The organism is Sphingosinicella sp. LHD-64 (assembly GCF_031157375.1).
GTDB lineage: Bacteria > Pseudomonadota > Alphaproteobacteria > Sphingomonadales > Sphingomonadaceae > Allosphingosinicella.
On record NZ_JAVIFV010000004.1, the window covers coordinates 66,963 to 79,159 of the forward strand.

The following is a 12,197-nucleotide window of genomic DNA, read 5'->3' on the forward strand; positions in this document are numbered from 1 at the left end:
GCGATAGGGCCGCCAGGCGGAACCGGCTCCTCAGAAGGCGGCGGATCGTTCCTCAGAACCCGCTTTCGCCGCGCGATAGGCGCTGGGCGCGCAGCCTTCCTGCCGGCGGAAGACCCGGTTGAAGCTGGCGAGGGAGGCGAAGCCGCTGTCCTGCGCGATCGCGATCAGCTTGTCGCCGGCATGGGCGGGATCGGCGAGCAAGCGGCGCGCCTCCGCCGTGCGGCAGGCATTCAGGAAGGACCGGAAATGATCGTGGCCGAGCTCGTGGTTGATGAGGCGCCGCACAATCCGCTCGGACGTCCCCATCTTCCGCACGAAGCCGGCGAAGTCGAGCTCGGGATCGAGGTGGACCTTTTCGACCTCGACGAGATCGCGCAGCCGGGCGACGAGGCCGGCATCGGCATCCGGGGCGGTTGCCGGAACCGGCGCAACCTCCGCCGGGCCGACGAAGCTCAGCCGGGCGACGTCGGCGTGGAGCAGCCGCCCGGCCAGCCAGAGGGTGAAGCCGAGGATCGCGGCATTCTGCGCCATCGCGAACCAGCGCGGGCGCCAGTCGAAGCCGAGCAGCAGATCGACCGCGAGATCGAGCAGGAGCTGCCCGCCGAGCAGCACGACAACGAGGATGCGCGCATGGCGCCGGCTCTCGACCAGGTCGCCGGCGCGGTCGCGCAGCAGCCGCCAGGCGAGATGCGCGACCATGCCGAAGCCGATGAGGACGAGCAGGCGGGAAAGGTCGAGGCCGGCGAGCGCCGGCCCGAGCAGGCCCCGGTCGGCGCTGGCAATGATGATCCAGCCGAGCCCGACCGCAAGCACAGGCCCACGGAGTCGAAAATTGCTGTCGAAGCAGGCAAGGCAGAACCACCACAGGACTGCGGCAGCATAGCCGCTGAGGATGTGCGCGACCTCGCCCGCCGTGCCCGATATGCGCAGCGCCGGATCGGGCGTGTTGCCGGCGAGGAAGCCGGCGAGGGCGATCGCCAGTGGCACGAAGAGCAGGCCGGGGCCCCGCCACCCGCCATCGCGCACGAGCAGGGTGGCGAGGCACAGCAAAGCCGTCGCGCCGGCGGCGCGGAACAAGATGTCGAGTTGCGACAGGTCCATCCCCGCATTGTATCGGGAGATCAGCCCTGCGCGGCAATCAGCTCCTTGCGCAGCACCACGAAAGCAAGGTCGTCGCGAAGCGGCGTGCCGAGATGGTCGGCGCCATAGGGGAAGGGGTCGACCTCGCCGGTCAGGACATAGCCGCGCCGCTCGTACCAGGCGGTGAGCGTGTCGCGCTGGTTCAGCACCTTGATCCGGATCGTGTGGCCGCCGCGCAGCACCGCCCAATGCTCGGCGGCGGCGAGCAGCTTGCGGCCCAGCCGGCCATTCTGCGCCCCGGGATCGATGGTCAGCGAGCCCAGATACCAGATCCCGTCGCTCTCCGGCTGCATCCAGACGCAGCCGCGCACCCCTCCGTCCTCCGACGGCCAGACCAGCAGCCGCGCGTCGGGATTTTCGGCGAGATCGCGGCGCAGCCAGGCGTCGGTCGTGCGGTCGCCCGCGATCAGGCCATCCTCGGTGGACCAGCCCGCCTCCGGCCCCTGCCCGCGATAGGCGCGGTTCATGAGCGCGACGACGGCCGGTACGTCGGCGTCGGTGGCGATCCGGAGCCAGGGGGCGTGCGCGAGGGCGCGTGCGCTGAGCGAACGTTCGGCGAGGCGGCGCTCGATCATGGCGAGCTCGGCGAGGAAGGAGTCCGAAACGCCCTCGACGACCTCCCGCACCGCATCGCCGACGACCGGCCAGATCACCTCCTGCGAATAATCGACGACATGGGCCCCGGCCGGCGACAGGCGGACCAGCCGCTCGCGGCGATCGGCGACGCCGGGCGTGATCTCGACCATGCCCGCGTCGCGTAGCCGCTTGACGCTGTTCGTCACCACCGGCTGGCTGATCGCCAGCGCCTCGGCGATCTGCCCGATTGTCCGCGCCCCCTCGCGCGCCAGCACCGCGAGCACCGGATACTGTCCGGGCTGGGTGGCGACACCGAGACGGTGGCCGAGCCCGGCGACGTCGGCCTGCATCTGCTCCGCCAGCCGCTTCAGCCGCGAGCCGAGGAAATGATAGGAATATTCGATGATGACGTCCGTAGCGGGGATCGGAGTCGCACTTTCCATATTGAGATATATATGCCAATATGGAAATGGCCGGCAAGCCTGGTGTTACGTCGGAGCGTCCCTACCAGAGGTTCCTGCCGTCCAGCACCTCGACCGGGAGACCATGGATGTCGATCTCGTCGAGAAGGTGGGCGCTGATGGCGATGCGGCGCCGGCCGGGCTCGGACCAGTCCGGCGTCTCGGAAAATGTCGCGCAGCCGCAGGTCGAGCAGAAATAGTGACGATTCTCCGGATTGGTCGGGGAATAGAGCCGGCCGGCAGCGACCGGCGTCAGCAGGCGGAACTGGTCCGGGCGCGCATAGATCCAGAGGGCGCCGCGCTTGGCGCAGAAGCTGCAGGTGCAGCGGGTCACGATTTCCGGGCGCAGGTCCGTTTCGAACTTGGTCGCGCCGCAGTGGCAGCTGCCGGTCAGGGGCATGGGAGAGTCTCCTTCATGGGAAAGAAGCCTCTTAGCGGCGACGCCGACCCGCTTTTGTCAGCAGCCTGACGTCAGGTCGCTGCCTCGGCCGCGTTCGCCCCGCCGCCGGCATAGGCGGCCGACAACTGTCGATAGTAGCGCGAGTTGAACGCCACGATCGTTGCAAGCACGCCGATGAGGCCGGCGAGGGTGAAGACCAATGCGATGCCGCGCTCCGGGCCCCGGCCGTACCAGTCGCCGATCGCGTCGGCGCCCGCGCCGGTCGTCATCAACGGGATGAAGACGAACTGGGTCAACGGCGCGATCAGGAAGGCGGTGAGCGGCGAGGCGGCCTGCTCGATCGACTGGGCGAAGCCGAAGACCCGGCCCTGCCGCTCGAACGGCACGACCTTCTGCAGCGTCGTCTGCTCCGCCGCCTCGGCATAGGGGCCGAGGAACATCCAGATGAACGCGCCGGCCGCGACCAGGACGATCGACGACTGGATGGTGAAGACCATCGCCACTGCCCAGACGGCGAGATTGACCAGCAGCAGCGTGCGCAGCGGATTGGCACCGAGGCCGGTCTTCGCGATCACGATGCCGCTCAGGATGAAGGCGCAGGAGACGAAGGCCCAGAGCAGGCCCCATGCCTCGACCGCCATCAGCGACAGGCCGTAGGCGTCCATCAGCGCCATGAACACGCCACCCAGGAAATTGTTGAAGGTCGCGAACAGAATGAGCGCGAACAGGCCGGGCACTGCGCCGACGACGCGGATCGTGCCGGCGATGTCGACGCGCTTTGGCGCATCGTGCGTCGCCTCGGGGCGCGGCTCGTCGACGTGGACGAACAGCAGCTGGAAGAAGGCGAGCACGGAAAAGACGATCGCGAAGCCGAGCGTCGCGACCATGCCGCCCCAGGCGACGAGGAAGCCGCTGATCGCCGAGGTGGTGAGGAAGCCGATCCCGCTCACCATGCCGACGAGGCCGTTCGCCTTGTCGCGCCGGTCCTCGGGGACGAGCAGGGTGACGAGGGTCGGCAGCGCGATGCCGCGCAGGTTGCCGGCGATCACCCCGAACATCACCACCAGCACGAACAGCCAGAGCGGCACGCCCGTGACTTCGGTCAGGCGCTCTTCCGGCACCCGCCAGCAGCCGGCCAGCGACACGGCGTAGAGGGCGAGCGAGGCGAGGCTCGATCCCATCATCACCGCCTTCTTGCGGTGGTGGTCGACCAGGCTGCCGAACCAGATGCCGAGCGCCGCGGTGAGCACGAGGTAGATGCCGGCGATCATGCCGGTCGCGAACACCGATCGGGTCTCGAGGAACGTCCAGAAGGTGAGCGCGAACCAGACGGTGAAGTTGGTGATGTTGGCGACGAGATTGTTGACGAGCAGGTGATGGAACGGGGTCATGGGATGGGGCCTCGACACGCTGCCGTCCGTCCTCCTTGCGGCCGGGGCGGGCCGAAAAGCAAGGCCTTCGCTGCGGGCCGTCTCGCCAGTGCAACCGCGCTGCGCCATAAGCGCGGGCCATGTGTATCCTCGCCTTCGCCTGGCGCGCGCATCCGCGCTGGCCGCTGATCATGTTCGGCAACCGCGACGAACTGCACGCGCGGCCGACCGCGCCGCTTGTCCGCTGGACCGACCGGCCGGTGATCGCCGGGCGGGACCTCCTGTCAGGCGGCACCTGGCTCGGCGTGGCGGAGGCGGGGCGGTTCGCGGTGGTGACCAATTTGCGCGGCTTCGGAATGCCTGCGCCCGACCGCGCCTCGCGCGGCGCGCAGGCAACTATCGACGAGGGCAGCTCGGCCCATAGCCTCATAGGAAATCGGCGGCGTGATCCGATGCCCAGCGATCAAAGGTCAGCGGCGGCCGGCCGGTTATCTGATCGACGGTCGGCAGCGGCTGGCGCGGAGTGTCGACGCCCGAGGCCAGGATCTCCAGAAGCCAATCGGCGAGTTCCTCGAACTCTTCATGCGCCATACTCGAGGACCAATCCCCGCTGCGCCATTCTTCGCGGGCTTGGCCCGGACTGAGCTCCTCAAAGCGAATCTCGCGTTCGATCGCCCTCCCGATGGCGCGTACCTGCTCGATCTGGGAGATCGGCTCGGGGCCGGTCAGATTGTACTTGCTGCCCGCGTGTCCGTCCTTGAGAAGCGCTTCGACGCCAACGGCGGCGATGTCGGCCTCGTGAATATAGGGGTGCGCCGATCGTCCGTACGGCGCCCGCACGATCCCATGAGCCTTGATCGACTCAGCCCAGTCGAGCGCGTTGGCCATGAAGCCGCACGGACGCAGATGCGTCCAGTCGAAGCCGCTGCGCTCGACCGCGCGCTCGACGGTCTGTTGGAAATCGCTGCCGTCATCCTCGGCCTGGTCGTCGACTTCCATCGAGGAGAGGACGACCACGCGGCAGATGCCGGCATCGCGCATGATTTCCATGACCCGCTCGACCTCTCCCTCGAACGGGAAGAGGAAGACGCGATCGACGCCCGCGAAGGCTGTCCCGAGCGTATCGGGGTCGCGCAAGTGGCCCTTGACCATCTCGATGCCGCTCGGCAGGGCCGCCTTGGCCGGGTTGCGGGTCATCGCACGCACGCGGGCGTCCCGCGCAATAAGCTGATGAACCACTTGGCGGCCAACATTTCCTGTAGCTCCAGTCACCAGTATCGTCACCCGCCATTCTCCTAATGCGCCGCCTCATATAACTACTCAAGCTTGAGTAGTATGGACATTAACGACGGTCAGGCCTCTAGTCAATGCTGACTAGGCCGCCGGAAGCAGAGAAGGAGAACGCCATGTCTGCGGTCAGATTGCTCGTTCTCGGCATGGTACGCATGCTGGGCAGGGCCCACGGCTACGCCGTGCACCGCGAGCTGACCTCGTGGCAGATCGATACGTGGACAAGTGTAAAGCCGGCGTCGCTCTACCACGCTCTCAAGCAACTGGCGAAGGAGGGCAAGCTCCGCACGGCTGGCATGGAAAGCAGCCCGGAAGGACCCGGCAGAACTGTCTACGAGATCACGGCAGCAGGTGACGTGGAGTTCTTCGGCTATCTCGAAGGGGCGCTGCGGAGCATCGACATCGAGGAACTGGGAGCCGGCTTCGCCTTCATGCAGGCTCTGCCGCGCGCGCGCGTTCTCGCGTTGCTGCGCGAGCAACTGCGGCAGACGGAAGCCGTGCGGGATGATCTCAAGACCATGATGTCCGATCATCCGGTTCGGGACAAGCCGCCCTACAGCCAGGACCTGCTCGGGCTCTGGAGCCGCAGTTTCGGCGCGAACGCCGAGTGGTCGCGCAGTCTGATCGAACGCCTGGAACGGGGCGAGTATTCTTTCACCCGGGATTGACAGCGAAGAGTGAAGCGCATGGGCGCATCCGCCGATGTCTGCCATGAGCTTGAAGCCGCCATCTCCGGTTGTTGGATACAAATAGGTTTTCGTCTGACACCATCACCCGACTCGGGTTTTGAACCCGCCCCGCCGGCTCTTTGACAAGTTCGCTTCGCCGCCCTTCGTCGCCCGAAAAGCCGGGATGCCAGCCCCCTATGGCCACTGCGAACATTGGGACATTCGCGGTCCGTCGGCCACATCGACACGCCCTTCGCGCCCGACAAACTCATCAGCTTCACGCCCCGGTTGGCGTGTCGCCGGATCTGCGCTCTGTCCCCGCCGCACGCTCCACCCACGTCGCCAGCGCCTTGTGCTCGGCGGCGGTGAGCTTCAGGCCGAGCTTGGTGCGGCGCCACAGGATGTCCTCGGCGGTGCGGGCCCATTCATGGGTCATGAGGTAATGGACCTCGGCCTCGTAGAGGTCGGCGCCGAAATAGCGACCCATGTCTCTGAGGCTCTCGACGCGGTCGAGCACGCGGTCGAGGCGGGTGCCGTAGGCGCGGGCGAGGCGGTCGAGCATCGGCGCGGGCATCCATGCGGCCAGCTCGTCCAGCCAGGCGTTGAAGCCCGGCATGATGTGGCCGCCGGGCAGCGCCGAGGTGGCGGTGAACTTGAGGCCGCCGACGCCCAATTTGTCGAGCGCCTCGATGGCGAGGTGGCGGGCGGTGGTGAGCTTGCCGCCGAACACGGAGAGCAGTTTCGCGCCGGGCGCGGGGTCCAGCTCCAGCCGGTACTCGCGCGTCACCTGGCTCGCCTCCGCGGCGCCGTCGTCATGGAGGGCGCGGATTCCGGCATAGGACCAGACGACGTCGGCGGGCGTGGTTTCTTGGGCAAAATAGCCGTTCGCGGCGACGCAGAGATAGGCGATCTCCTCCGCCGTGATCGCGGTGTCCTCCGGCGCGGCGACGGGCGTGTCGGTGGTGCCGATCAGGGTGAGCTCGCCAAAAGGCAGCGCGAAGACGATGCGGCCGTCGGGCTGCTGCAGGATATAGGCCTGGTCGCCGTCGTGAAGGCGCGGGACGGCGATGTGGCTGCCCTTGACCAGCCGCACCTCCGCCGCCGCGTCGCCGGCGAGCCGCTGGTTCAGCACTTCGGCGACCCAGGGCCCGGCCGCGTTGACGATCATCCCGGCGCGGACCTGACGGCCGCCGGAGAGGCCGGCGATCCACGCGTCGCCCTCGCGTCGGGCGGCGAGGAATTCGGTTCGCGTGGCGATTTCCGCACCCCGCTCATGGGCGTCGATGGCGTTGAGGATGACGAGCCGGGCGTCGTCGACCCAGGCGTCCCAGTAGGACATCAGCCGGAAGCCGGGCTTCAGCGGCCGGGCGGCGGGATCGTCGCGCCTCAGCCCGCGCGAGCCGGGCAGGCTCTTGCGGCCGGCGAGCAGGTCGTAGAGCAGCAGCCCGGCGCGAACCATCCACCACGGGCGGCCGGTCCTCGGGTGCGGCAGCACGAAGCGCAGGGGCCGGACGAGATGCGGTGCGGTGCGCAGCATCACCTCGCGCTCGTGGAGGGATTCGCGGACCAGCCTGAAATCGTACTGTTCGAGATAGCGGAGGCCGCCATGGATCAACTTGGACGAGGCAGAGCTGGTGTGGCTGGCGAGATCGTCCTTCTCGACCAGCAGCACGGAAAGGCCGCGCCCCGCCGCGTCACGCGCGATCGCCGCCCCGTTGATGCCGCCGCCGACGACGAGGAGATCGAAGGAGTCCATGGGCCAGCGTTCAGTCCTCGTCGGCCGCGTCCATCATGTCCATGAAGTCGCGGGCGGCCTCGCGGTCCTCCTCGTCGGTGAAGGCGACATCGAGGTCGGGGGCGGCGCCGAGCATGTGGAGCAGGGTCCAGAGCGCGAAGCGGCGGCTGCGGTCCTTCTCGAGGCCGAATTCGACCCGCATCCGCTCGACCCCGGCCGAGATCGCGTCGGGCGAGAGGGTCTCGAGGTCGGTCGTGCCGAAGTGGCGGCGGAGCTGGTCGTCGAAGTCCATATGACTCCGATAACGTCATTCCAGCGAAAGCTGGAATCTCATTTCACCTTATCCAGAAAAAGGGAGATTCCAGCTTGCGCTGGAATGACGGTAAGAGGAGTGGGAGGGCCGATGTCCGGAGAGCAGATCCTCGTCATCGACGAAGGGACGACGAGCACGCGGGCGATGCTGTTCGCGCCCGGCGGGGCGTGCCTGGGGAGCGCGGGGCGGGAGCTCGCGCAGCATTATCCGCGCGACGGCTGGGTCGAGCATGATCCGGAGGAGATCTGGCGCTCGACCCTGGCCTGCGCGCGGGAGATGGTCGCGAAGGCCGGCGGCGCGGGCCGGGTCGCGGCGATCGGCATCACCAACCAGCGCGAGACGATCGTGTTCTGGCGGCGCAGCACCGGCGAGGCGCTGGGCCGTGCGATCGTCTGGCAGGACCGGCGGACGGCGGAGGACTGCGCGGCGCTGAAGGCGGCCGGGCACGAGGCAGCGGTGCAGGCGAAGACCGGACTGCTGCTCGATCCCTATTTCAGCGCATCGAAGATCGCCTGGGCGCTGGCGCACTGGCCGGAGCTGCGCGCGGCGGGCGAAGACCTGTGCGTCGGCACGGTCGAGAGCTGGCTGGTGTTCCGCCTGACCGGCGGACTGCACGTCACCGATGCCACAAATGCCTCGCGCACCCTGCTCATGGACATCCATGCGGGCCGCTGGGACGAAGGGCTTGCCGATCTGTTCGGTGTGCCCCGCGCGGCGCTCGCCGAGATCGTCGACTGCGCGGGCGCGATCGGGACGACGGACCTGTTCGGCGCGCCGATCCCGATCTCAGGCATGGCGGGCGACCAGCAGGCGGCGGCGATCGGCCAGGCCTGCCTCGCGCCGGGCGACACCAAGGCGACCTACGGCACCGGCGCGTTCGTGCTGACCAATACCGGCGCGGAGGCGCGGGTGTCGCGGCACCGGCTGTTGAGCACGGTGGCGTGGCAGCTCGGTGGCGCGCGCACCTACGCGCTGGAGGGTTCGGTGTTCGTCGCCGGCAGCGTGGTCAAATGGCTGCGCGACGCGCTCGGCCTGATCGCGACTTCGGCGGAGACGGAAGGCATCGCCCGCGCAGTCGAGAGCAATGGCGGCGTCTACCTGGTCCCGGCCCATGTCGGGCTCGGCGCACCCTACTGGGCGCCGGACGCGCGCGGGGCGGTGATGGGTCTCTCCTTCGGCGCCGGGCGGGCCGAGATCGTGCGCGCGGCGCTGGAGGCGATGGCGCACCAGACGCACGACCTGATGACCGCCTTCGCGGCCGACGGCGCGACATGGTCGCGCCTTCGCATCGACGGCGGCATGGCGGCGAACGGCTGGGTGGCGCAGGACCTCGCCGACATGTTGGACGTCGAGGCCGAGCGGCCGGACTTCGTCGAGACCACCGCGCTTGGCGCGGCGATGCTGGCGGGTATGGGCGCGGGCCTCTTCGCGTCACTCGAGGAAGCGGCGACGATGCGCGGCGCGGTCCAGCGCTTCCAGCCGGCAATGGCGGCCGACGCACGCGCCGACCGGCTGACCGGCTGGCGGAAAGCCGTCGCGGCGGTGCTCGCCTAGACCTTCGCACCGATCGGCGGGGCGGGGGCGTGTGCGCCTTCGGGCGGCACCCAGCTGTCGTCGATCATCTTGATGATGCCGGAGAAGTCCTTGCCGGCGCCGCCCAGTGCTTCGGCGAAGCGGGTGTAGAGCTCCTCAGCGCGGGCGCCCATCGGCGTGTAGGCATCAGCGGCCTGGGCCGCCTCCATCGCGAGGCGCAGGTCCTTGAGCATCAGCGCGGCCGCGAAACCCCCCTCATAATCGCGGTCGGCGGGCGTCTCGGGACCGACGCCGGGGACGGGGCAATAGCTCGTCATCGACCAGCTCTGGCCCGAGGCCTTGGAGGAGATATCGAAGAAGGTCTGCAGGTCGAGGTCCAGCTTCTTCGCCATCGCGAAGGCCTCGCAGGTCGCGATCATCGTCGCGCCCAAGAGCATGTTGTTGCAGATCTTGGCGGCCTGCCCGGCGCCGGCGCTGCCGGCGTGGATCACCGCCTTGCCCATGCTCTCGAGCAGCGGTTGGGCGCGCTTGAACGCCTCCTCGGTGCCGCCGACCATGAAGGTGAGCGTCCCGCCCTCGGCCGCGGCGATGCCGCCGGACACGGGCGCGTCGACCATCAGGTAGGTGGCGGCGCGCGCCTTCTCGATCTCCTCCCGAGCGGTGGCGACGTCGATCGTCGAGCAGTCGATCAGGATGGCGCTCGCCGGCGCCTTGCCGATCACGCTGGTCTCGTAGACCTCGCGGACATGCTTGCCGGCCGGGAGCATGGTGATCACCGCCTCGGCCTCGGCGACCGCTTCCTCGGCCGTCGCGACGCGCTTCGCGCCGCGGCTTTCGGCGCGAGCCAGCGCGTCCTCGGAAAGATCGAAGGCGCGCACGTCATGCCCCGCCCTGGCGAGATTCGCGGCCATGCCGCCGCCCATGTTGCCGAGCCCGATGAACGCAATCCTCATGACGTCTTTCCTTGCTTGCTGAGCGCCGCCTCGCAGAGCCGCGCGATGACCCGGGCCCCGTCGCGCGCATCGGCGTCGGTGGCGGGGGAGAATTCGGTGATGGTGAGGCCGACGAGGTCGGCGCTTTGCGCGATACGGCCGACCAGGGCGACCGCCTCGTCAACGCCAAGCTTGCCGTCGGTATAGGCGAGGTGCGGGAATTCGGCGGGGTCGAGCACGTCGAGATCGAAATGGATGTGGACGGGTCCGGTCGGCAGCGCCTCGGGATCGAGTGTGCCGAGAGCGAAGTCGCGCTGCAGCGCCCAGTCGCCCTCGTCGCCGACCTGGATACCGAAATAGTGGAAGCGCGCCGGATCCACCGGCACGCCGAGAAGCGGGCGCATCGGCTCCGGCGCGCGGCCGAGGATCGCGGCGACCGGCATGCCGTGGAAGCTGCCGCTCGGCGAGGTCTCCGGCGTGTTGCCGTCGATATGGGCGTCGATCCAGACGATGGAGAGGCCGGGATGGGTGCGGCCCAGATGGTCGATCACGGCGATGTCCACGGCGCAGTCGCCGCCGGCGGTCAGCACCCGCTGCGCGCCGGAGCGGGCGAGGATGTCCTGCGCGCTCCGGAACTGGTCGAAGAGCGCACCCCAGCGGCGGACGCCATGCGCGTCCCCGGTCCTGTCGCTCAGCGGCACATCGGCGCGCGGGGCGTAGCGGCCGCACACCTCCGCTGCCGCCGCCGCGCCACGCGGCAGATTCTGGTGCCGTCCCGACCCCTGCCATTGGGGGAAGGCGAGCGCGAGATCGAATGTTGCCAACGTCTTCCGTTCCTCCTCGTCACCCCAGCGAAGGCTGGGGTCTCAATGGGGTTGTACGCCGAGCTTTTCGCCCGTCGGGATCCCGGCCTTCGCCGGGATGACGCTACTTCCCCGTCCACTCCGCCGGGCGCTTCTCGACGAACGCTGCCATGCCTTCCTTCTGGTCCGCGGTGCCGAACAGGCCGTGGAACAGGCGGCGCTCGAAGAGGATGCCCTGCGCCAGATTGTTCTCGTAGGCGGCGTTGACCATCTCCTTGTTGGCGATGGCCGCGAGCGGGCCCATCGCGGCGATCGTCTCGGCGGTCTTCAGCGCCTCGGCGATGAGGTCGGCGGCGGGGACGACGCGGGCGACGAGGCCGGAACGCTCCGCCTCCTCCGCGCCCATCATCCGGCCGGTGAGGCACATCTCCATCGCCTTGGCCTTGCCGATCGCGTGGGTCAGGCGCTGCGAGCCGCCCATGCCGGGCGTGACGCCGAGCTTGATCTCGGGCTGGCCGAACTTGGCATTGTCGCCGGCGATGATGAAGTCCGCCATCATCGCGACCTCGCAGCCGCCACCCAGCGCGAAGCCGGAGACCGCGGCGATCCAGGGCTTGCGGGTGGCGGTCACCTTCTCCCAGCCGGAGAAGAAGTTGCTGCCGTACATGGCGGCGAAGCCCTGCGCCTGCATCTCCTTGATGTCGGCGCCGGCGGCGAAGGCCTTTTCCGAGCCGGTGAGGACGAGGCAGCGCTGGCTCGCGTCCGCGTCATAGGCGGCGAAGGCATGGATCAGTTCGGCGAGCACCTGGGAGTTGAGCGCGTTCAGCGCCTGCGGGCGATTCAGGGTGACGAGCGTCACCGCGCCGCGCTGTTCGACCAGGATCGTTTCGTAGGCCATCATTCTTTCCCATCGTCATTCCAGCGAAAGCTGGAATCTCCCTTGTTCTTTTCCCGCCTTCCGAAGGGAAGTGAGATC

The 12,197-nt window shown here is 68.6% G+C and carries 12 protein-coding genes and 1 pseudogene; 3 read left to right on the forward strand and 10 right to left on the reverse strand.

Going from position 1 to position 12,197, the window contains the following annotated elements; translation table 11 throughout:
- Positions 1-30: 30 nt before the first annotated feature.
- The 4 genes from RCO27_RS13840 to RCO27_RS13855 form a co-directional block, all read right to left on the reverse strand.
- Positions 31-1,101 (reverse strand): AraC family transcriptional regulator, encoded by a 1,071-nt coding sequence (locus tag RCO27_RS13840; RefSeq protein WP_309003283.1) that lies wholly within the window; start codon positions 1,099-1,101, stop codon positions 31-33.
- Between the two features lie 20 nt (positions 1,102-1,121).
- Complete coding sequence (locus tag RCO27_RS13845) at positions 1,122-2,159, reverse strand: bifunctional helix-turn-helix transcriptional regulator/GNAT family N-acetyltransferase (protein ID WP_309003284.1); 1,038 nt, start codon at positions 2,157-2,159, stop codon at positions 1,122-1,124.
- A 61-nt stretch (positions 2,160-2,220) separates the two neighbouring features.
- Complete coding sequence (locus tag RCO27_RS13850; RefSeq protein WP_309003285.1) at positions 2,221-2,577, reverse strand: GFA family protein; 357 nt, start codon at positions 2,575-2,577, stop codon at positions 2,221-2,223.
- Between the two features lie 71 nt (positions 2,578-2,648).
- A complete protein-coding gene (locus RCO27_RS13855; protein ID WP_309003286.1) occupies positions 2,649-3,968 on the reverse strand; it encodes an MFS transporter in 1,320 nt (439 codons plus the stop codon).
- 119 nt (positions 3,969-4,087) lie between these two features.
- Here RCO27_RS13855 and RCO27_RS13860 point away from each other — a divergent pair.
- Positions 4,088-4,345: pseudogene (locus RCO27_RS13860) on the forward strand (NRDE family protein); the annotation flags it as partial.
- Between the two features lie 28 nt (positions 4,346-4,373).
- On the opposite strand, the gene RCO27_RS13865 reads toward RCO27_RS13860, so the two are convergent.
- Positions 4,374-5,231, reverse strand: coding sequence for an NAD(P)H-binding protein (locus RCO27_RS13865; RefSeq protein ID WP_309003287.1), 858 nt, complete (start codon positions 5,229-5,231; stop codon positions 4,374-4,376).
- A gap of 122 nt (positions 5,232-5,353) precedes the next feature.
- On the opposite strand from RCO27_RS13865, the gene RCO27_RS13870 reads away from it, so the two are divergent.
- Complete coding sequence (locus RCO27_RS13870) at positions 5,354-5,905, forward strand: PadR family transcriptional regulator (RefSeq protein WP_309003288.1); 552 nt, start codon at positions 5,354-5,356, stop codon at positions 5,903-5,905.
- Positions 5,906-6,182: 277 nt separating this feature from the next.
- On the opposite strand, the gene glpD is transcribed toward RCO27_RS13870, so the two are convergent.
- The gene (gene glpD / locus RCO27_RS13875; RefSeq protein WP_309003289.1) at positions 6,183-7,661 is read right to left on the reverse strand and encodes a glycerol-3-phosphate dehydrogenase; all 1,479 of its coding nucleotides are present in this window, start codon (positions 7,659-7,661) and stop codon (positions 6,183-6,185) included.
- A gap of 10 nt (positions 7,662-7,671) precedes the next feature.
- A complete protein-coding gene (locus tag RCO27_RS13880; RefSeq protein WP_309003290.1) occupies positions 7,672-7,932 on the reverse strand; it encodes a hypothetical protein in 261 nt (86 codons plus the stop codon).
- A gap of 111 nt (positions 7,933-8,043) precedes the next feature.
- On the opposite strand from RCO27_RS13880, the gene glpK reads away from it, so the two are divergent.
- A complete protein-coding gene (gene glpK, locus RCO27_RS13885; protein WP_309003291.1) occupies positions 8,044-9,507 on the forward strand; it encodes a glycerol kinase GlpK in 1,464 nt (487 codons plus the stop codon).
- Here glpK and mmsB read toward each other — a convergent pair.
- The 3 genes from mmsB to RCO27_RS13900 form a co-directional block, all read right to left on the reverse strand.
- Complete coding sequence (mmsB, locus tag RCO27_RS13890) at positions 9,504-10,439, reverse strand: 3-hydroxyisobutyrate dehydrogenase (RefSeq protein WP_309003292.1); 936 nt, start codon at positions 10,437-10,439, stop codon at positions 9,504-9,506. The genes glpK and mmsB overlap by 4 nt on opposite strands.
- Positions 10,436-11,242, reverse strand: a complete 807-nt coding sequence (locus RCO27_RS13895) for an arginase family protein (protein WP_309003293.1) — start codon at positions 11,240-11,242, stop codon at positions 10,436-10,438. Before RCO27_RS13895 ends, mmsB begins: the two co-directional genes overlap by 4 nt.
- Before the next feature lie 103 nt (positions 11,243-11,345).
- The gene (locus RCO27_RS13900; protein ID WP_309003294.1) at positions 11,346-12,122 is read right to left on the reverse strand and encodes an enoyl-CoA hydratase; all 777 of its coding nucleotides are present in this window, start codon (positions 12,120-12,122) and stop codon (positions 11,346-11,348) included.
- Between the last annotated feature and the right edge of the window lie 75 nt (positions 12,123-12,197).